Raw genomic sequence first — 20,245 nt, forward strand, 5'->3', positions numbered from 1 at the left:
CTGGCGCTGCGTATCGAGGTGATTTCCCCTCTTTCTTACCACTATATGCATCATCGTTTTCTCTCCCTGCTGGCCGGCGCCGCCTTGCTCGCCAGCTGCGACGGGCTCAACAAGCCCCAAGCCAAAGATGAACCCCAGGAAGCAACCCAGGACACGGCCGTTGTCTACCGCGACGGGCAGACCGCCGCTGACGCCGCGGGCGCCGCGGCCGACCGCTGGGACATTGACCTAGACCTGCCGGACGTGCGCTACGACGAAATCACGTCCAAAGACGTGACCGTCCGCGGCAACGACCGCTACAGCGTGTACACGGTGGACGAAGCCCTCTTCTTTGACACCGGCAAGAGCACGCTCAAGCCCACGGCCAAGTCTACCCTGGAGCAGATTAGCGGGTCCATCGGCCAGCGCTTCGCCGACAAGCAGGTGCGTGTAATGGGCTTTGCCGACGCGCGCGGCTCCAAGGACTTCAACCTGCAGCTGAGCGAGCAACGCGCCGAGGCCGTCAAGAACTGGCTGGTGCAGAACGGCAAAATCAACGCCGGTCGCGTCAGCGTCGAGCCTATGGGCGAACAGGCTCCTGCGGCCTCAAACGCCACGGCACAAGGCCGGCAGCAAAACCGCCGCGTAGAGATTGTGGTGCGAAACCAATAGGCACGCATTTAGACGGCAAAACTTCAGAGCTCGGCTAAGTTGGTCGAGCTTTTTTTGTTTAATAAAGCTTGGTGCAAATCCGGTAGTAAATTGTAATATCTCGGTTATGCTCACAAGCTAATGCAACGGAAGTAACAGGTGCAGAACGCTCAATAAGTGCCCGCAGGCGTATGCATATTCTTTACCCTTCATCGTCCTTAGCAGTAATAGATTTGTACTTGTAAAATAGAATGGTACTTCTTCAAAAATTATAATAAATACTGAGCTTCTCTTATTCTGTTCGCATAAACACGGATGCTTGCGAAGCCAAGCGCCAGGCAATTGACAAGGTTTCGGTTATCAATTGCTTAAAACTTCTGGTTTTGGCGGCGTTTGCTTCACTTGATTTAGCGGGGGTATGGTCTAGAAACTCTGTCTTTTTGATCTCACCTGCGCCCAGCCAGCGGGCCTCCTTAAGGCTCATATGGGCAGTTCATCTAAGGTTGTTTATCCATGCCCGAGAAGAAGTGGTGGCAAGTTCAAGCAGGAATCAAGCGGCTTAATAGCAATGAAGGTACTGAGCACTCGGGCCCGGTATGCGCTATTTTCACTGCTGCGGGTTAATTAACTTGCCCCTTTTGCTGATGCATCAAGCTGGTTCATCCCTGTGCACTTAGGTCTTGCTAAGTAGCCGGCGGGGCACCAGGGCTGCGCGTAAACCCCAAAAAGCTTTCGTTTAATGAGTAATTTCCTATTTCAGCAAACCCGACCGGAAGGCCAACTAGCTAAGCAGCTTTGCCCCGGCACCTTTTGGCTTCCTCCAGGCCTCGCAGCGGCTTGGCTGTTGATTTTGCTGTTGGGGTGCCCCGCTGCCGTCCTGGGCCAGGGCTTAGCCGTGGGCATGGCCCATTCGGGGGCCATCAAGGCCGACGGCACCCTTTGGGCCTGGGGCGATACCGAGGGATTTACCGCATGGGGGGCAGATGCCAGCACCGAGCGCCCGCTGCCCGCTCAGATCGGCACCGGCACCACGTGGAAAGCACTGGCCGCCGGGAATGCCCATACCTTGGCCATCAAGGCTGACGGCACCCTTTGGGCCTGGGGACAGAATAGTAAAGGCCAGTTGGGCGACGGCACCACCGAAAGCCGCACCACGCCCGTGCAGATTGGGACGGCCACTACCTGGCGCGCCGTAGCCGCGGGCAGCGGGCACTCGCTGGCCGTGCGCCTCGACGGCACCCTGTGGAGTTGGGGCGACAATCGGAAGGGCCAGCTAGGGGACCCAGCCGTTGATGCCAAGAACACCCAGGACCGTGAGGAAAAAGGCCTCCGTTTCGGGGAGACCGGCCAGGGCCCGGAAGCGCGCAAACCGGCTTACCGCACCTCCCCGCGGCAGGTAGGCGCGGCGACGAACTGGGTGGAGGTAGCGGCCGGTGATGACCAGGGCATGGCCATCAAGGCCGACGGCACGCTTTGGGCTTGGGGGGACAACCGCTACGGCCAGTTAGGGGACGGCTACACCGCTGGCCGCAGCACTCCCGTGCAGGTCGGTACCGGAGCCACCTGGCGCTACGTAAGTGTCGGGGGGGGCCACGTGCTGGGGCTACGCACCGATGGCTCCCTGTGGGCCTGGGGCCTCAACCGCCACCACCAAGTCGGGGATGGATCCGGGGAAGGAAGCCGCCCGCCCGTGCAAATCGGTGCGGACAAAAAATGGCAGGACGTGGCGGCTGGGCAAGTGCATTCCCTCGCCGTTGCCGCGGACGGAACCCTGTGGGCGTGGGGCGCCAACGAGCAGGGTCAGCTGGGCGACGGCACCAGCACCGAACGGCCGAGGCCGGTGCAAATCGGCGTCGCAAAAACCTGGCAATACGTCGCGGCTGGGACAACCCATTCGTTGGGCATGCGCACGGACGGCACGTATTGGAGCTGGGGCGATAATACGGCGGGAGAACTGGGCTTTCCAGGAAAAAGTCCTGTTCCTAAGCTAATTCCCACTTTAAGCGGCAAATAGCCCGCAACATTAGCCGCAAACATTCAGGCCCGTAGTTGGCAGGTAGGAGAGACGAAGGCATCCTTGCCGGTGCGCCCGCCGGGTGTAGTCATCCGATTTTCGGGTTCCTGCTGCTCCCGGCAGCACCCGCGAGCTAAGCACACGACGGGGAAGCTTGGTGCAGCGTAATGCCCATAACCCAACCCCTATCTCTATCTTTTCTTTAGCATAGTCAAGCTTAACATGTCCCACCCTTCCGCTTTTTTCGAAAGCTTCTTACAAGACGCCCCCCAGGTTTTCTTCGTCTACGACACGGCGGCAGGCCACGTAAGCTACGTCAGCCCGGCGTACGAGCGGGTGCTGCAGGGACAGTGCGCGCGGGTAAACGAGGAGCTGCCCGGCTTGCTGCGGCGGATTCATCCCGACGATTGGAACCACGCCGCCGACTGCTGGCAGCGCTGGCAACAGGGCCGTCTGCAGGAACCCTTTGAGTTGCGCCTGCAGTGGGCACCGGGCGAGGACCAGCACCTGTGCATCACCCCGCACCGCCTGCTGGGCGCCGACGGTACTGCCCAGTTTGGGGGCTTGGTCGAGGACGTAACGGCCACTAAGATCATGCTCTGGCATGCCGACAAGTACAACTCCAAGAAAAACACGACGCTGGAAATCCTATCCCACGATTTGGCCGGACCGTTCACCACGCTGGAGCAGATGAGCAACTACTTCCACGAGACGGTAGCCCCGCTGCAGAACGGGCAATTAACCCTAATGATCGAACACATGCGCGACTTGTGCCGCGACAGCGTGAATCTGATCCGCGACTTTGTGGACCACGAGTTTATGGACTCCGTGAACGTGGTGCTCAAGCGCGAGCGGGTAGACCTGGTGGAAAAAATGAGCCAGCTGATGGAGCAGTACCAAGCGGCGGAATCCAAGCTGGCCAAGCGCTTCGTGTTCGAAGCTGAGCAGGCGCCGGTGTACGTGGAGATGGATCAAAACAAGTTTCACCAAGCCGTCAACAACCTGATCAGCAATGCTATCAAGTTCACCCCGGACGGCGGGACCATAACGGTGGGGGTGGCCTGTCGTGCCGATCGGGCGCTGGTGAAAGTGGCCGACACCGGCGTGGGCATTCCGCTGCCCCTGCAAGCGGGGTTGTTTGAGAAGTTCACCAAGGCTCGTCGTCCGGGACTGCGCGGGGAGCGGACTACCGGCCTGGGCATGTCCATTATCAAGACCATTGTGGAGCTGCACGAGGGAGCCATCACCTTCGAGAGTGCCGAAGGAAAGGGTACAACATTCCTCATCACGATTCCGGTGGCTGCGGCCTCACTCATGTAGAGCCCTCGACAGCCAATCCCCGCTCGTTATACCGCGGGTAGCTGGCGGTCAAAGTGAGTGCGCAGCACTTCGTTGACCTTATCAACGGTCAGGGGTTTGTTCAGGAAACCGTCAACCTGCAAGTCCTGCACGCGTGCTACGTCGCGCGGGTGTAGGGAGGAGGTGAGCATAACGATAACTGTGGCCTGCCGCTGCACCAGTGCGAGCTGCCGGTAAGCCTGCAGGAACTCGATGCCGTTCATTCCGGGCATGTTCACGTCCAGTAGGATCAGCGCCGGGCACGCGGGCGTAGCCACGGCGCAATGCTCCAGCACCTGGTCCAGCGCCTGCTGACCATCCAGGGCTACGAGGATCTGCTCGGCTACCCCGAGCCGGGTCAGCAGGGACTGGTTGAGAAAATTGGCGGTCTTGTCATCGTCCACCAGCAATACGCTTTGCAATTTTTCCATTGATGAAAAGCGGCCGCGCGTCAGCACCGCGACGACGGGCGCGCCAAGCGGGTATACGTACCTCAGCGGCGGAAGTAAACGGAGAACGTGGAGCCGACGCCGGGCTGGCTTTCCACCACGATGCGCCCGCCCTGGTTCTCTACGCTGCGCTTAACCATGTACAGCCCGATGCCGGAACCCTCCACGTGGTTGTGGAACCGCCGGAACATAGTAAAGAGGTCGTGGTGCCGGCTTTCCTCAATGCCCAACCCGTTGTCCTGCACGCTGAGCACAACCCAATTCCCTTCCACCCGACAGCCGATGCGCACGCGGGGCGTGCGGTCGGGGTGGTGGTACTTGAGGGCGTTGCTGAGCAGGTTATACACCACCGAGCGCAGGTTCTTGTGCGAAAACGGCACGCTGGGGCAGGCGCCGATGTCCACCTCCAGCTGTGCCCCAATTTCGTCGATGAGGGGCTGCAGGTCCTGGCACACGTCTTCCACTACGGCCCCCAACGGCACGTCTGTGGCGGATTGGTCGTGCTCTTTCTGGAGCTTGGTCACGTCGCTCAGGTGCTCGAGGGTGCGCAGGAACCGCGCCACCGATTCCTGCATCATCGTCAGCAGCGGTTCCAACTTCAAGCGTAGCGCCTCCTCGGCGGTCAACTCGCCCTGCATCATGTGCAGCAGGCCCTCGATGTTGGTGATGGGCGCCTTCAGGTCGTGCGAAGCGGTGTAGATGAAGTTGTCCAGGTCCACGTTCGTGCGCACCAGCTGCTCATTGGCCGCCTGCAGCTCCGCGTTCAGCGCCTGGGCTTCGTCCCGGGCCGTGCGCAGCTTGATGGTCAGCCGCCGCAGGGCCTGCTCGCCCTGCTTCTGCTCGTGGATGTCGAACACTGTGCCTACGAACCCTTCGAACTCGCCGCGGTGGTTAAAGCGCGGCAGGCCGGCATCAATCACCCAACGGTAGCGGCCGTCGTGGCGACGCAGGCGGAAAACGAGGTTGAAGGCGGTATGCCGGCTGCTCGCGTCGAAAAAGGCGGCTCGCGTAGCCTCCTGCTCGTCGGGGTGCACGGCGGCCAGCCACCCTGCGCCCAGCCCACCGGCTTCCGTTTGGCCCGTGTACTGAAACCACTGCCGGTTGAGGTACGTGCACTGCCCCTGGATATCGGTAAGCCAGATCATGGCGGGCACGTTGTCGGCCATCTGGCGCAGGTACCGTTCGCTGCGCTCCACCACGCGCCGGGCTTGCACCTGGTCCGTGACTTCGTGGGCGAAAACCAGAATGCCGTCCACCTCACTGTCGGCGTTGCGCCGGGCCTGGTAGGTGAAGGTCCAAAAGATTTCCTCCAGCGGGCCGCCTTCGCGGCGCGCCAGCTGCAAAGGCAATTCCTGAAATACCTGCGTTTCGCCCGTGCGGTACACGTGCTGCAGCACGTCGTCGATAAAAGTGCCCACGACTTCCGGCAACGCCTTGCGCAGCGGCTTGCCCAGCAGCTCGCGACCCGGAAAGATGCGTTGGTAGGCCGGGTTGACTAGCTGAAACACCAGATCGGGGCCGTCCAGAATCACGATGGGCGCCGGAGCCTGCATGAACAAGTCGCTTAGCTGCTGCTGCTGCACTTCCCGCTGCCGCCGGGCCAGGACTTGGTTGGCCACGTCGTAGGCGAAGGTGGAGATGCCCACAATCTCGCCGTTCTCCCGCACGGCTTGGTACGTGAAGGTGAAATACATCTGCTTGGGCGGCCGGCCGTCGGGCTGGGCAATGAGCAGCGGCAACTCTTCTCCGTAGTAAGTTTCGCCCGTCGCATACACGCGGTCGAGCAGTGCAACTACGCCGCTGTCCACGGTTTCGGGCAAGGCCTCTGCTACCGTTCGACCGAGAAGCTCCCGGCCGGGGAAGAAGGCCTGATACGCCGCGTTGGCATATTCGTAGCGGTGTTCCGGGCCGCGCTGAATGCAGATGGCGGCGGGGGTTTCTTCAAATATCTGGTAGAGCAGGGCCCGTTGGCTTGCTTGCTGCACGGGGTTGCGGTCCTGGTCGCTCGTGTCGGTGAAGCTGACGACGAGCCGGTCGCCGCTACGACGGGCTGCAAGGCGTAAGTAGTTGTCGAGGCCGTCAGCCCGGTAGTTGACTTTGTAGCAGCCCGCTTCCCCGGCCTCATACACCCGCCTGTAGTAGCTGAAGATAGCTGCCGCGGCGGCGGGTGGGAAGCGGGTGAGGAGCGTACCGCCCGGCCGCTCCACAAGACCGGTCAGGCGCTGGCCGGTGGGGTTGAGGTATTCGATAGCAAAATCCACTAACTCGCCGCGGGGCCCGTAGAGCGGACGCAGCACATTGACGGCCGTCAGCGAGATGGCCAGCAGGTCGTGCAGCAGACTATCGGGAAAGGAGAAAGCATCAGACGAAGCAGGTGCGGAATCCATGTAAACAGCGGCGAAAGAAGAGCAGTAGCGCTGACTGAGTAGCTACCTATGTAAGCAGTACGCAGGATGACCATACGCAATCAGGTGACCATCCGGCTAGCTCGGCGGCCTTGCTTTCGGTAGTAGAGCGTGCCAGCCCACGTGTTCTTCACCGGTACCCGCCACTAAAGGGTTTGCTTCTTCCGCCTGGGTGCCGCTGCCAGGCTATCCGGTAAAATCAGGTTAAGCGTCGTCCAGGCTTTGGTGTAAGCAATGGCTTACTGGTGGCGACAGGCCCAGGAATCAGGTCCCGTTGCCCATGCTGACTGCGCCTCTTAACGCGCATTTGCTCACTCTTTAATCGTATAGCTAGCAAGCTGCCTCTCCCACTGCGCCCACAAGTATAAGTTCATCACTAACGGGATTAATACGGTTTTGAAAATCGGGGCATGACCTGGAAGCAAAGCTGCAACGCCACCCACCTTGCGCCCCGCAATTACCGCAGCCTGCACGTGTAGCAAGGCATTTACGCCCAGCTGCTGGGCTTGCTTCCTTCCCAGCAGCTCTGTACCTGACCTAGAACCACGCCAAATAGTTGGACGGGCAGGTGTAGGAGAGGGGCATGCCGGAAGTGTCATTAAAGTGTTGAAGAAGGAGGACGTGCTGGGCAAGGAAACGAAAATGCCCATCCGGGGTACTTCACTGTGTTCAATATCGCCTGGATTGATGGGGTGGAGTGGCAGCGGCAGCTGCCCGAACAAACCAGCGGCGAGCATACGCCCCGACAGGCGGCCAAGCAGGCTGGGGCCGGCTACGCCGGTGGCCCCCCATCGAGTACGCCGGCAGCGAGCCGCACTACCGCACCAGCACGGACACCATGACCGTGCCCGAGGCCGGCAACTTTCACATTAGGAAGGACTTTTAGGCCACGCTGTTTCGCGGGGTGGCTCACTCCACCCGCCACGCCAAGCGCCTGGATCGGGCCACGCCCACGGAAAAGGCCTCGCATGGCTCCGAAACCTACGCCAAGCAGGAATCCTGGCGCAAGTGGGCAGACTTGGGGCAAGTGACTGTAGCGGCCACTGCAAACGTTCCCGGCATCGATTGCGCAAATATATGTTCGGGTCGCCATTCCAAAGTTTCCAGCAACCCGTTACAATCATTGATACAATCGTAACAAAGCACAGGATTTTTTGCGGGCGAGGCAGCATGGCCGACCAGCCGTGGGGTCACCGTGCTGCCTCGCCCTGTTCCGAGTTTGATGACGGCCTCAGTCGGTGAGGCGGTCAGTCGAGTAACTCTGCATTCATCCGCTACAGATGGGATGCTGATTTAGAAGTACAATTACCCGCATACGCACTGCTACTTCCCCTCACCGATTCCCACCAAGCCATGAAAGCAACGCTCCTGCCCCCCCGAAGGGCAGCTTCTTGCACCGCCGCCATCGCGCCACCTAGAACCGCCGGCCAGCCGGACACCCTAGCCCGGCCGGCTGCTTTCCTGCTGGTATCTTGACTGCTCCCCACCGGAGCAGCGGCAGGCTTCTTTGATCAACCACCGGCGAAATGCGCTACCAGAAACCTTCCCCGCCGGTATCCGCCTCCTTTTGCTTCGCCCCATGCTACCCCGGAGCCAACAACGGCCCCGACTGGCCAGGCGCGTGCGTCCAGGCCGCAGTTCTGAGGCAGGAAGGGTGCTACCAAGCTTAAGGCCATCGCCGCAGATTAGGGGCCGCATCGGCCACCACTTTCCCTTGGCGACTAGCTGGTTTCTGAGGAACCCAAACGGACGGCAGCGAATGCCGGCATTTTCACGACTACCCTACGGCCGTCCGTTGCGCCCGGCAGGAAGGAGGGCGAAGCAGCAAGCCGCCTTCCACAAGTCGTTCAGTGGAGCGGCTTCCGGCTGATCAACCCGCCTCCTGACCAGGACCTGCGGCCCCGCGCGTCCCGTGCTTTTACAGTACCACGCCCTTTTTTCAACCACCTCTATCACCCACAACCACCAAACCCTATGAACGTAAATCTTTTACCTCTTTTGGCCCGCTTGCAGCTGCTGTTGCTGCTGTTCGGGTTTCAAGCAGCGGCCCAAACCTCGCCCACGTGCGGCGTGGTGGGCTGGGCCACGCAAAACGGCGGCACCACCGGCGGGGGCTCGGCCACGCCCACCGTGGTCAGCAATTACACCGACCTTAAAAACGCAGTGGCTTCGGCCACGGTCAAGGTGATTCACATCTCCGGCAGCATCGTGTTACCCGCGGCGGGTCGCCTCACGTTGCAGGACCAGACGGCCAAAACCATCTACGGCCTGCCCGGCTCCCGCCTGGTGTCCACCGACCTGTCGGCCGCCGGCTCGGGCATCCTGTACATGAAGCGGTGCAGCAACATCATTCTGCAAAACATCACGTTTGAAGGCCCCGGCGCCTACGACACGGGCGGCCACGACAACCTGACGATTGAGCAAAGCACCAACGTCTGGGTGGACCACTGCGACTTTCAGGATGGCATGGACGGCAACCTCGACGTCAAGACGCAGGCCGACTACATCTCCATTACCTGGTGCCGCTTTGTGTACCTGAAGCCCCCCATCGCCGGCGGTTCCGGCGGGGCCGCCGACCACCGGTTTTCCAACCTGTTCGGCTCCAGCGACGGCGCCACCACCGACCGGGGCAAGCTGCGCATCACAATGCAGAACTGCTGGTGGGCGCAGGGCTGCCGGGAGCGGATGCCGCGGGTCCGGTTCGGCCAGGTGCACCTGGTAAACAACTACTTCAGCTCGGCGGGCAACAACCACTGCATCCGCGCCGGCTACGAAGCCAACCTGCGGGTGGAGAGCAACTACTTTGAAAACGTCAACAAGCCCATCGACCTGTTCGAGAACAACTTCACGGCCGTTTCCTCGCTCAACAACATCTTCATCGGCACGACCGGCAACACGGCGGGCAGCGGCACGGCTTTTACTCCCCCTTATGCGTTAGCGGTGACACCGGCGGCCGATGTGAAGGCCCAGGTCACCAGCTCCACGTGCGGGGCCGGCGCCTCGCTGAGCAGCCCCGGCGGCTGCTGCGGCACCACCACGCCCGCCAGCTACACGCTCACCACCACGGCCAGCCCCACGGCGGGCGGCACCATCACGCGGAGCCCGAACGCGGCCAGCTACGCGGCCGGCACGGTGGTCACGCTTACGGCCACGCCGGCCAGCGGCTACTCCTTTGGTGGCTGGGGCGGCGATGCCAGCGGCAGCAACGCAACCACCAGCGTGACGATGAATGCCAATACAACCGTAACGGCCACCTTTACCCAGAATCCGGCCAGCAGCTACACCCTGACCGTAAGCAGCAACCCAGCGGTGGGCGGCAGCGTGGTGCTAAGCCCGGCCGGCGGCACGTACGCGGCCGGCACGGTAGTGTCGGCTTCGGCCACGCCGGCCAGTGGCTATACCTTCACGGGCTGGAGCGGGGCCTCGACAGCCACTACCGCCAACACTTCCGTGACCATGGATGCCAACAAAACCCTGACGGCCAACTTCACGGCCTCCGGGGCGGGCGGCACCACCACGCTGCGCATCGAGGATGCCGCTACGGCCACCAGCGGCTACTGCGGCGCCAACGGGTCGCGCCAGAACTCCTACACCGGGGCCGACAACGGCTACTACATCAACCTGTCCAACTCGTCCGGCCAAGGAATCAACTGGAAGGTGAGCGTACCGGCCGCGGGGACGTACACGCTGCGCTTCCGCTACGCCAACGGCGGCAGCAGCAGCGCCACCACGGCGCGGGTGCTGGTGAACGGCGCTGCGGCCGTGGCCAGCGTGCCGTTTCCCAAAACCAGTTCCTGGTCAACCTGGACCACCACCACGGCCACGGTTAGCCTGCCAGCCGGCATCAGCGCGCTGCGGCTCGAAACCACGGTGGCCGCGGAATTTGCCAACATCGATTGGCTGGAGGTAACGGGCAACAGCCCGGCCGCCGCCGCGTGCACGAGCAGCCGCGCAGCGGCTTCCGCAACGCAGGCCCAAGCCGCGCCGGCAGTCGAAAGGAAGACCGAGGCCTTCACCGCCCAGCTCTATCCCAACCCGACCACCGACCAGGCGGTCGTAGCGTTTGCCTTGCCCGAGAAAAGCCGGGTGTCCATTCGCATCCACAATTCCATGGGGGTCTGCGTGCGCACCCTCGCCGACAACCTATACCCGAGTGGCGCTCAGGCCGTGAGCGTTCGTGTCGCGGGCTTGAAGCCGGGCATCTACACGGTCGTGGTAAGCACCCAAACCCGCAAGCACAGCCTGAGAATGGAACTGCGCTAAGGAAGTTCGCTGCCAGAAAAGCCCTGCACCACCCGGTAGCAGGGCTTTTCTATTTCCAGGGGGTGCCGCCAGCAAACCAGGCTGGTCCCGTAAGCCTGGTTGAAGGAAGCTAGGCCGAAGACGGGCAATGTGTTTAAGGGGCTGTTCGCCTAAGTTGTCGTCCACCTTACTCTTGGTTTCGAAGCTGATCAGCACCGGAGGGGTAATCTTCATGAGCTTGGCCATCATGGCTTCGTCGTCCCCCACGTAGTCCAGCACGAGGCGTATCTGGGTTTGGGTTGCCAGCAGCGTGGCTAGGCGGCCGATAAATGTGCGGCTGCCAGGTGGGCTGCTCCGCCGACAAATCCAGCGGCGGCGGTTCCGCCTGACGAGGGCCCACCTATCCTGTTCCAATACCGGCTGCACCCCCGGCGAGCTGCAGTAGCTGGCGGGGGTGCAGGTGCGCGGGCTGCACTTGCGCGTATCGCCGGCTGATACGCGCGAGGCTTTTACAATGCGCCGGCGAGTGCCGCAACTTCCAGTAGCTCCGGTCTACTCAATGAAAGCCCCCATGCTTACGAATGCTAGCTTGTTACGCTGCACCCTTGTTGCCGCCGATTGAGTAGGGGAGAGGCTGCTTAAATGCCAGATGACTTGTTTAGAAAAACGAAAGTGGCTGTTGCAGAACTGGGGCTCCCCGCATAAGAAGTCCTGGGTAGAGGAGGTATGCAAGGCAAGAAGCAGTACCTGGAGCAACCTCTTACTTCGTTTCCGCTTTCGGAACGGGTGCCGGAACACCACCTGTACCGGTGCTTGGACGAGCTGCTGGACCTGGACTTTCTCTATGACGCCACTGCCGAGCTCTACCGCCACACCGGGCGGCTGAAGAACATGGGCAGCAACCGGCGCCTGCTGGCGCATTGCGCGTTGCGGTTGGATATCTTGCGCTTCCTAGGCTACGGCCTGGATGAGGCCGTGAAACTCCACCGTCAGCCGCTCGCGGCAGCCCTTCTCACCTGCGCTCTTCGAGCAATTGTTTGACCGCGTCTTTGCGTTATGCGTGGCGCAGGAGCTGGTCCCCGGCGACACGCAAGCCGTCGGCTCGGCGCCAGTCAAAGCCAACGGCGCGCTGCAAAGCCAGCAGCCCAAGCAGTCAGCTTAGACGGCCACCGCACCAGCGCATGCCGCGGGGCTCTCCGCTCCGGCGCACCAGTTACGCAATGAAGCGGCCCGCCAAACGATGCGGCAAGCCGCGCCAGGCTCCTTGGCAACCACACACGTCCAGGCGCTGCTGAGCAACAGAACGCACTACAACAAGACCGGCCCGGACGTCCCCGTCCCGGTTAAGCCCGGCAAAGTGCGCGCCTCAAAAGCCCGTGCAATTAAATAGTAAATTATTAACATAATCCTTGCTATCAAGGTCAGTCTGGTTAGCTTTACTGTACACATCAAGCCTACTCCATTGTGATCCAAGTCGCAGGGGTGTAATGCCAAGAAATCTGCTTAGCCGAGGCTGATCGGCCGGTTCCATGTAGGGTACCGGATTTCCAGGTTATGGCCCTGCGGTGCCGCAGGCAACCCTTTGTCTGCCCCCAGGGCTTTGCGGCCTCCTCGGCTTCTGCTGGCTCCTAGCCCGACTGCGAGCGGGCCGTCCCTATTGGGCAATCTACTTTCTGCTGCATGGCCTGGCAACGCGTTTCCGCACGCGTCGCTTGCTTAACGTTCGGTGCCCGCCCTGCCTTCGGCCAAGCGCGCTTGCTGCCACGTGCCTGGAGCTTACCACGATCAACCTCCCCGGGATGCTGTTCAACTCGCTTGAATTCCTCGTTTTTTTCGTCGTCGTGACGGTGGTGTACTTCGCCCTGCCCCACCGTTACCGCTGGCTGCACCTGCTGGTGGCCAGCTGCGTGTTCTACGCCGCCTTCATTCCCGTCTACCTGCTGATTCTGCTCTTCACCATCGGCATCGACTACGTGGCCGGCATCCAGATCGAGCAGGCCCAGGGCAAGCGGCGCAAGCAGTATCTGGTGCTCAGCATCGTGGCCAACTTGGGCGTGCTGGCCGTGTTCAAGTACTACAACTTCTTTACCGACAACGTAAAAGCGCTGCTCAGCAGCCTGAACATCACCACGTATGAGCTGCCCTACCTGGGGCTGATTCTGCCCATTGGTTTGTCGTTTCACACGTTTCAGGCCATGGGCTATACTATAGAAGTGTACCGCGGCAATTACCCCGCCGAGCGCCACTTGGGCCTGTACGCGCTCTACGTAATGTTTTACCCCCAGCTGGTGGCGGGGCCCATCGAACGGCCGCAGAACGTGCTACCGCAGTTTTACGAGGAGAAGAAGTTTGATTTTGACAGCGCGGTGGTGGGCTTGCAGCGCATGCTGTGGGGCCTGTTCAAGAAAGTAGTGGTGGGCGATGTGCTGGCCGAGTACGTCAACTCGGTGTACAACAACTACGAGGTGCACTCCAGCTGGTCGTTGCTGCTGGCCACCTACGCTTTCGCGGTGCAGATCTATTGCGACTTCTCCGGCTATTCCGACATGGCCCTGGGCTCGGCGCAGGTGATGGGTTTCCGGCTGATGGAAAACTTCCGCATGCCCTACTTCGCCAAGAGCGTGACGGAGTTCTGGCGGCGCTGGCACATTTCCCTTTCCACCTGGCTGCGCGACTACCTCTACATCTCGCTGGGCGGCAGCCGCCTGGGCAAGTGGTTTACCTACCGCAACCTGCTGCTGACCATGCTGCTGGGCGGCCTCTGGCACGGCGCCTCGTGGAACTTCGTTGTCTGGGGCGCGCTCAACGGGCTGTACCTGAGCGCGGAGAAGATGCTGGGCGTGCGGCTGGATGCCGCCATGAGCTGGCCCATGAAAGCGTTGCGCGTCTTCATTACGTTTCACCTGATCTGCCTCACGTGGGTGTTCTTCCGGGCTACCTCGTTTGAGCAGGCCCTGTACATCGTGCAGCACATCTTTGAGCCGGTGCCGGGCGTGGCGCTGGAGATAGAGCCGGGCACGGCCGCGCCCATCCTGCTCGGATTGCTGGTGTTGCTGGCGTTTGAGTACGGCTTTCTGCGCCATCAAACGCTGGAAGCCTTTTCGCCGGCACGGGGCTGGGCCCGGCCGCTGGCATTTTCGCTGGGCATCAGCCTGCTGATTCTGCTTTTCGGCGTGTCGTACGGCGAGCAGTTCATCTACTTCCAATTCTAAGCCGGCCTCATGAAGAAGATAGCCTTGTTTCTAGGCGCCTTTCTAAGCCTGCTGATCGTGCTCGACCAAAGCCTGGCCTGGGCCTTGGACCGGGTCTACGGACGCATCCGCATCGGGCAGAAAGGCGGCATTCTGAACAATTACCTGGCCCGGCCCGCCCAGCCGCAGGTGCTGCTGATGGGCAACTCGCGCCTGGCCCTGAACATCAACCCCGACAGCATCCACCCGAATTCGTTTAGCATTGCGCACTGGGGCACCAGCCAGATTTTCCAGACCGGGCTGCTGAGCCTGCTGGCCGAGCGCCAGAAGCTGCCGCGCACCATTGTGCTGCACGTGGATCTGGACGAGTACATCCGACCGTCGTTTGAGATTGACATCCGCAACCTGAAGCACTACTACGGCGAGGCCCCTTTCGTCACGCAGTATAGCGACGAGCTGTCCGTTTGGGAGCCGATCAAGTACCGCTTCGGGCTGTACCGCCACAACGGCCGCCTGTTCAGCCTGGCCAAAACCCAGCTGCAGCAGCTGCGCGGTGCCCCGCCCGAGCAGGGCTTTGCGCCCTGGCCCGCCTCGCCGCAGGACAGCATCAATACGCTGTACTCCTCCCGCAAGCTGGCCGAGGAGAAGTACCAGCTCAACCGCGGCCACCTGCGTTACCTGCAGGACTTCGTGAACCTGTGCCGGCAGCACCACGTCCGGCTAATCTGCTTTGCGGCCCCGTACTACCGCACGCCCCCGCACCTGCCCCACTCCGCCGGCATCGTGGATTCGGTGCTGCGCCGGGCCGGCGTGCCCTTCATCAACTACGGCCGGCAGCCCGTCGAGCAGCTGGCGGCCGATATCCGCTACTGGCGCGATGCCACCCACCTCAACGAGCGGGGCGTGCCGCTGCAGAGCCAGCACCTGGCCCGGCAGCTGGCGCATTGGCTGAACGATACCGCTGATTCTTCCGGCAAGGTGGCGTCTCTAGCGCCGCCGCCGCAGTAGTTTGTAGCTGACGTGAATGCGTATCCCCAAGGGTCCATGCCAGGCCGTGCGCCGGGACGTGGTTTCTTAACGCTCTTTTCCACGAAGGCAATGCGCAGCATGGAAGTGTTTACTCCAATTACCCCGCGGGCACCAATGCTAGTATACCCCACGACGGTGCGGGCGCACCACCAAGCTGCGTGGGGCTAGTGATGCGCACGGGCGCTTGGTGCGCTGCCGCCACACGGCGGGTCAGTGCCATGACGCGCCGCCAGCCATGCCGCTGCTCGGCGGGCTCACGCCAACCTGGGTACTGGCGGACAGCGGTTTCAATTCCGACACGTTGGTGGCCTAACTCGTCCCCGGCGCAAGCGCCGATGGCCGCGCGCCTACGCCCCACATGGTCAAGCCGTACTACTCCACCACCAGGCGGCGCACCTGGGTGCCGCTGCGCACCAGGTACACGCCCGGGGCTAGCCCGGCGGGCAGCGCCAGCCGGGCCGTGCCGGCCGCGTCGGCCGTGGCCGTGGCCACCGAGCGGCCCACCGCATCCAGTACCGTGACGGCGGCATGGGGCGCCACGCCCGTGAGCCGGGCCGCGCCCCGCGTGGGGTTGGGCGACAGCGTTACGTCTTGGTTAAGAGCACTAGCCGTGGCCATAACGGGCGCCGCCGGCAGCGCGGCCAAGAAGTTAATGGGGCCGCTCGCGCTGCCCCCGAAGCTGATGCTGCCGAACGTTGCCGGCGGGCCTACATTGCCCACAACGTACACGCGGCTACCGCTTACGGCGATACCTTGACCTACATCACCGGCCGTGCCGCCGGCGCTGGTGGCCCAGCCGTTAGCGAAGGAGCTCGTGGCCGGGGTACTGCCGGTGCTCGTGTCCACGTACTTGGCCACGAACACGTCCCCGCCGCCCGCCCCAGCTAGCGACTGGCCGGCGATGCTCGCGCCCGTATTGCTGATAAAGACGCCGGTCACGTACACGCCCGTGCCGCTCACGGCAATGTCGGAGCTTGCGTCGTTGCCCGTGCCGCCGGCGCTGGTGGCCCAGGCGTTAGCGAAGGAGCTCGTGGCGGGCGTGCTGCCAGTGCTCGTATCTACGTACTTGGCCACGAATGCGTCCCCGCTGCCTGCTCCTACCAGGGGCTGCCCGGCGATGGTGGCGAAGGTATTGCTGGAAAAGGTGCCCGTCACGAATACGCCCGTAGCACTCACGGCGATGTTCCGGCCCAGGTCGACGCCCGTGCCGCCGCCGCTGGTAGCCCAGCCGTTGGCATAAGAGCTCGTGGCCGCAGTGCTGCCGGTGCTCGTGTCCACGTACTTGGCCACGAATACGTCCTGGCCGCCTTCGCCGGCCAGCGCCCGCCCGGCGATGCTGGCGCCCGTGTTGCTGGCAAAGTCTCCCGTCACGTAGACGCCCGTGCCGCTCGCGGCAATACCCCGGCCGATGTCGTTGCCCGTGCCCCCGGCGCTGGTGGCCCAGGCGTTAGCGAAGGAGCTCGTGGCCGGGGTGCTCCCGGTGCTCGTGTCCACGTACTTGGCCACGAATGCGTCCTGGAGGCCCGCCCCAGCTAGCGACTGGCCGGCGATGCTCGCGCCTGTGTTGCTGATAAAGACGCCGGTCACGAATACGTTCGGGCCGCTCGCGGCAATGTCGAGACCCACGTCGTTGCCCGTGCCGCCGGCGCTGGTGGCCCAGGCGTTGGCGAAGGAGCTCGTGGCGGGCGTGCTGCCGGTGCTCGTGTCCACGTACTTGGCCACGAAGGCATCATTAGCCCCCGCCCCGGCCAGCGCCTGCCCGGCAATGTTGGTCCCCGCGTTGCTAGCGAAAACGCCAGTCACGTAGACGTTTGTGCCGCTCACGGCGATACTCCGCCCATCGTCGTTGCCCGTACCGCCGGCGCTGGTGGCCCAGGTAAAGGCCTGGGCTGTAGCGTCCCACTTGGCCACGAACACGTCGGTACTGGTGCCGGTGCCCACGTTGGTGAGCAGGGTGTTGCCAAAGCTGACCGTGCCGGTGAAGAAGCCCGTGACAAACACGTTGCCCCGGGCGTCCACGGCCGCGGCTGTGGTGACCGAGGTGCCGGTCGTGGCGGGCGGGTTGTTGTTGCCGCTGAGGGCCAGCTCCCAGGCCGGGGCCTGGGCCAGGGTCGGAGCCGCCGGCAGCAGGGCCAGCCCCAGGCCCGCACACCAGAAACGAAAGGATCGGGCCGCTGCGGCCGCGCCACCAAAGGGGGTAAAGAAGGAGGTCATATAGAGTGCTCGGTTGTTAAGGGTGCGGAATCGGTGCTCAGCGCACCAGCAGTTTGGTGGTCAGGGCCTGCCCTTGGGTGCACACCTGCACCAGGTAAAGGCCTGGCGCCAGGTGGGCCGCTCCTGCCAAGGCCACGGCTTGGCGGCCGGCGCCCAAGCGCGTGGCCGGCAAGGCCAGCACCTGGCGCCCCAGCAGGTCGAGCAGGTGCACCTGCACGGTCGCGGCGGCCGGCAGGGTCAGCTCCACCCGCGTGTCGGCAGTGGCGGGATTGGGCAGCAGGCGCAGTTCGTAGCGCGCGGCAGCGGCCGCGGCGGTGCCGGTGACGCTGGCCGGGGCGAGGCGGACGTTGTCCAGGTATAAGGCGTTGCCTTGCTGGCTGGTGAGCTGGAAGCGCAGCTGGAAGAAGGGGCCGATGAAGGCGGGGTCGAGGGGAACCTGCAGGGATTGCCAGTCAGCCGCGGCGGTGGGCACAAAGGTGTTGGTGCGCAGCGTGCCCATGGTGTTGAGGTCCGTGCTGGTGTAAGAGGCAGCGGTGAGCCAGGTCCGGCCGCAGTCGTTGCTGAACTGCACCTGCAGGTTTTCGACCACGGGCGCAGGGCGCAGGGCGTAGGCCCGGTCAAAGCGCAGCACCGGTGGGTTGGCCGCGCTGAAGGCGCTCAGGTTGATGTTGGGCGAGGTCAGCCAGGTGGTGGTGCCCAAGGGAAACAGGTTGCTGCGCACCCACACGCAGGCCGCCCCGTCGCTGGCGACCAAGCCGCCGCTGGGCGGATTTGCCCGCACCCACGCGGCCCCCGCCGCTGCGGCCGAAGACGCCGTGGAAGTCCAGTTGCGCAGGTCGTTGCCCGCGAAGTTGTTGGGGAACGCGGCATTCTCGAACGACTCGACTACCTGCCCGGCCAAGCCCGCGTTGGCGCCGGCCACCTGCACGAGTTGCGCCCGGGTGAGGGTGGTGCTGCCCCCGGGCGTGCTCGTCACGGTCAGCGTCGCGCTGTAGTGCCCGGGAGTAGGGTAGGTCACGGTCGGGTTGGGCAGCGTGGAGGTGGCGGGGGTGCCCCCCGGAAAGCTCCAGCTGTAGGTGCGCGTACTGCCCGCCTGGTCGTTGTAGGAGTAATCGGTGAAAGTCACGGAGCCGCCTTCGCAGATTTTCGGGGCGGAGGGCTCAAAGGCCACTGCCGGCGGGCAGGGGCCGCCGGTGTAGCCGTCGTTGGTGCCGGTGGCCAGCAGGTTGGCCGCCGTGGTGAGCTGGGAGCGGCAGCCCAGCTGCAGCGAAGCGCGCATCACCGCCCCCTGCCCGGTGGTGAACATGGCCGGGCAAGAGGCGTAGTCCATAATGTTCTGCACGTTAGCCAGAATGGGCTGGCTGCTGGCATCGGTGCAGGGCGAGAAGGCCAGGTTGCAGCCGGTCGTGGAGCCGGAGGTGTAGGGCGTGTCGGCGATGCCGTCATCAATTCCGCAGTTGCTGGGCAGCCCGGGCGTGTTGCTGAGCCCCCAGGTGTGGGGCACACCAAAGTGGTGGGCCACCTCGTGGGCGAGCGTGTGCTGCGCCCGGGGGGTGCGGACCGCCGTGCCCGTGCCGCCCACGTAGTCGTGCCGAATCACGATGCCGTCGAAGGGCCCCCCGGTGCAGGGCAGGGAGGCGTAGGCTATGCCCCCAAAAACGGTGGCGCACACCCAGATGTTGAGGTAGCGATTCTGGTCCCACTTAATCAGGTTTTTCACCTGGTTGTCGCCGACGTGGGCCAGGGTGGAGTAAGTGCGGGTGATGCCCGTGGTGCAGTTGCCGTTGGGGTCGCGCTGGGCCAGCCGGAACTGAAAGCCCACGTTGGCTATGCGGGACTGGAACGCCGGAATGACGCTCGCCGTGTCGGCGTTGCGCTTGCTGAAGTCCTCGTTCAGGATGCGAAGCGCGTCGTGCACCTGGGCGTCAGAAATGTTGTGGCTCCCGCCGGTGTGGATCACGTGCACCACCACCGGTACCGTCACGTCGGGCAGAGCCGCGATGCGCGCTTGCTCGGCAGGCGTCATGTTGGCTACCCGGCGCAGGAAGTCCTGGTACTGCTGGGCAGCGCCCGGATTGCGGCGGAATTCGTCCTGCTGCACGCGGTCAAACCCGCAGGGAAGCCCGGGGCCGGGGGCGTTTGGGTCGTTGGCACCCGGGGTTTGCGCCCGCCCCGGCGCGGCCAGGCAGGCAACCAGCGCGCCGGCCAGCACGGCCCGGCGCAGGGAAAGTACACGTTTGAGCATAGGGGTACAGCAGAAAGGTGAGGGAACAAGGCAGGGTCGGGTACACCCGGAAAGCAGCTGTTAACGCCGGGCCACAGCAGGTGGCCCCACCGGTGGCAAGGGACTCACCGCTGGCGCGTAGGGAAGCCATAGGATAGGCCCACCAGCATGCCCACGGCTTGCAAACGCCGGCGGGCCAGCCCGGTCTCTGGGTTTGTCAGCGAGCTGAGGTAGGCAGTCGCGTTGGGCTGCACGCTGGCCTGCAGACCAGGCCCGAGCTGCGCCGCTGACTCCCCGCGCCGGCACGCGGCCAGCAGGGCTTGTCAGCTCAAATTCCCTAGCGGCTGCACCTGTTTACATTATATTTCCACCATGGAGTGGGGTAAAAGTGTTTGTTACGCCATGCCGGCCTTGGCGGGGCGACGCTGGCCGCTAGCATTGCTTTGCACGCGCTGATCACGCTCTCTTAGCACCCCTGCCTAGAGGCCGGGGGTGTTGTTGTGTGCGAC

At 63.3% G+C, this 20,245-nt stretch carries 14 protein-coding genes; 9 read left to right on the forward strand and 5 right to left on the reverse strand.

The features are described 5' to 3' along the window. Nucleotides 1-45 precede the first annotated feature (45 nt). Nucleotides 46-651 (forward strand): OmpA family protein, encoded by a 606-nt coding sequence (locus AC5FXY_RS11250; protein WP_493556770.1) that lies wholly within the window; start codon nt 46-48, stop codon nt 649-651. Between the two features lie 271 nt (nt 652-922). Here AC5FXY_RS11250 and AC5FXY_RS11255 read toward each other — a convergent pair whose 3' ends face one another. After that, the gene (locus tag AC5FXY_RS11255) at nt 923-1,114 is read right to left on the reverse strand and encodes a hypothetical protein (protein ID WP_493556771.1); all 192 of its coding nucleotides are present in this window, start codon (nt 1,112-1,114) and stop codon (nt 923-925) included. Nucleotides 1,115-1,369: 255 nt separating this feature from the next. Between AC5FXY_RS11255 and AC5FXY_RS11260 the strand changes: the two genes are divergently transcribed. Continuing rightward, nucleotides 1,370-2,644, forward strand: coding sequence for an RCC1 domain-containing protein (locus tag AC5FXY_RS11260; protein ID WP_493556772.1), 1,275 nt, complete (start codon nt 1,370-1,372; stop codon nt 2,642-2,644). A 222-nt stretch (nt 2,645-2,866) separates the two neighbouring features. Further along, nucleotides 2,867-3,964: a PAS domain-containing sensor histidine kinase gene (locus AC5FXY_RS11265; RefSeq protein WP_493556773.1), complete on the forward strand. Its 1,098-nt coding sequence runs from the start codon at nt 2,867-2,869 to the stop codon at nt 3,962-3,964. A 26-nt stretch (nt 3,965-3,990) separates the two neighbouring features. On the opposite strand, the gene AC5FXY_RS11270 is transcribed toward AC5FXY_RS11265, so the two are convergent. Together AC5FXY_RS11270 and AC5FXY_RS11275 are read right to left on the reverse strand one after the other, a co-directional pair. Beyond that, the gene (locus AC5FXY_RS11270; protein ID WP_493556774.1) at nt 3,991-4,413 is read right to left on the reverse strand and encodes a response regulator; all 423 of its coding nucleotides are present in this window, start codon (nt 4,411-4,413) and stop codon (nt 3,991-3,993) included. A gap of 62 nt (nt 4,414-4,475) precedes the next feature. Beyond that, entirely contained in the window at nt 4,476-6,818 is a 2,343-nt protein-coding gene (locus tag AC5FXY_RS11275; protein ID WP_493556775.1) for a PAS domain-containing sensor histidine kinase, read from the reverse strand. 683 nt (nt 6,819-7,501) lie between these two features. On the opposite strand from AC5FXY_RS11275, the gene AC5FXY_RS11280 reads away from it, so the two are divergent. The 6 genes from AC5FXY_RS11280 (at nt 7,502) to AC5FXY_RS11305 (ending at nt 15,277) form a co-directional block, all read left to right on the forward strand. Beyond that, nucleotides 7,502-7,678, forward strand: a complete 177-nt coding sequence (locus AC5FXY_RS11280; protein WP_493556776.1) for a hypothetical protein — start codon at nt 7,502-7,504, stop codon at nt 7,676-7,678. Between the two features lie 1,132 nt (nt 7,679-8,810). Beyond that, the gene (locus AC5FXY_RS11285) at nt 8,811-11,099 is read left to right on the forward strand and encodes a pectate lyase family protein (protein WP_493556777.1); all 2,289 of its coding nucleotides are present in this window, start codon (nt 8,811-8,813) and stop codon (nt 11,097-11,099) included. Between the two features lie 705 nt (nt 11,100-11,804). Beyond that, a complete protein-coding gene (locus AC5FXY_RS11290; protein WP_493556778.1) occupies nt 11,805-12,119 on the forward strand; it encodes a transposase in 315 nt (104 codons plus the stop codon). Then, on the forward strand, nt 12,112-12,240 hold the full coding sequence (locus tag AC5FXY_RS11295) for a hypothetical protein (protein ID WP_493556779.1): 129 nt from the start codon (nt 12,112-12,114) through the stop codon (nt 12,238-12,240). Before AC5FXY_RS11290 ends, AC5FXY_RS11295 begins: the two co-directional genes overlap by 8 nt. A 637-nt stretch (nt 12,241-12,877) precedes the next feature. Further along, nucleotides 12,878-14,290, forward strand: coding sequence for an MBOAT family O-acyltransferase (locus AC5FXY_RS11300; RefSeq protein WP_493556780.1), 1,413 nt, complete (start codon nt 12,878-12,880; stop codon nt 14,288-14,290). 9 nt (nt 14,291-14,299) lie between these two features. Continuing rightward, nucleotides 14,300-15,277 carry a hypothetical protein gene (locus AC5FXY_RS11305; protein ID WP_493556781.1) on the forward strand — a complete coding sequence of 326 codons (978 nt, stop codon included), beginning with the start codon at nt 14,300-14,302 and terminating at the stop codon, nt 15,275-15,277. 393 nt (nt 15,278-15,670) lie between these two features. Here the strand turns inward: AC5FXY_RS11305 and AC5FXY_RS11310 are convergent, their stop codons facing one another. Together AC5FXY_RS11310 and AC5FXY_RS11315 are read right to left on the reverse strand one after the other, a co-directional pair. Then, entirely contained in the window at nt 15,671-17,512 is a 1,842-nt protein-coding gene (locus tag AC5FXY_RS11310; RefSeq protein ID WP_493556782.1) for a hypothetical protein, read from the reverse strand. A 37-nt stretch (nt 17,513-17,549) separates the two neighbouring features. After that, nucleotides 17,550-19,757, reverse strand: a complete 2,208-nt coding sequence (locus tag AC5FXY_RS11315; protein WP_493556783.1) for a M43 family zinc metalloprotease — start codon at nt 19,755-19,757, stop codon at nt 17,550-17,552. Nucleotides 19,758-20,245: the final 488 nt, after the last annotated feature.

This window comes from Hymenobacter sp. FMD4 (assembly GCF_058932745.1).

Excerpts from the sequence above, each read along its gene's own strand:
- AC5FXY_RS11315 (WP_493556783.1), bottom strand. The coding sequence starts at position 19,757 with ATGCTCAAACGTGTACTTTCCCTGCGCCGGGCCGTGCTGGCCGGCGCG.
- AC5FXY_RS11305 (WP_493556781.1), top strand. The coding sequence starts at position 14,300 with ATGAAGAAGATAGCCTTGTTTCTAGGCGCCTTTCTAAGCCTGCTGATC.
- AC5FXY_RS11250 (WP_493556770.1), top strand. The coding sequence starts at position 46 with ATGCATCATCGTTTTCTCTCCCTGCTGGCCGGCGCCGCCTTGCTCGCC.
- AC5FXY_RS11290 (WP_493556778.1), top strand. The coding sequence starts at position 11,805 with ATGCAAGGCAAGAAGCAGTACCTGGAGCAACCTCTTACTTCGTTTCCG.
- AC5FXY_RS11270 (WP_493556774.1), bottom strand. The coding sequence starts at position 4,413 with ATGGAAAAATTGCAAAGCGTATTGCTGGTGGACGATGACAAGACCGCC.
- AC5FXY_RS11300 (WP_493556780.1), top strand. The coding sequence starts at position 12,878 with ATGCTGTTCAACTCGCTTGAATTCCTCGTTTTTTTCGTCGTCGTGACG.
- AC5FXY_RS11255 (WP_493556771.1), bottom strand. The coding sequence starts at position 1,114 with ATGAGCCTTAAGGAGGCCCGCTGGCTGGGCGCAGGTGAGATCAAAAAG.
- AC5FXY_RS11275 (WP_493556775.1), bottom strand. The coding sequence starts at position 6,818 with ATGGATTCCGCACCTGCTTCGTCTGATGCTTTCTCCTTTCCCGATAGT.
- AC5FXY_RS11260 (WP_493556772.1), top strand. The coding sequence starts at position 1,370 with ATGAGTAATTTCCTATTTCAGCAAACCCGACCGGAAGGCCAACTAGCT.
- AC5FXY_RS11265 (WP_493556773.1), top strand. The coding sequence starts at position 2,867 with ATGTCCCACCCTTCCGCTTTTTTCGAAAGCTTCTTACAAGACGCCCCC.
- AC5FXY_RS11310 (WP_493556782.1), bottom strand. The coding sequence starts at position 17,512 with ATGACCTCCTTCTTTACCCCCTTTGGTGGCGCGGCCGCAGCGGCCCGA.
- AC5FXY_RS11285 (WP_493556777.1), top strand. The coding sequence starts at position 8,811 with ATGAACGTAAATCTTTTACCTCTTTTGGCCCGCTTGCAGCTGCTGTTG.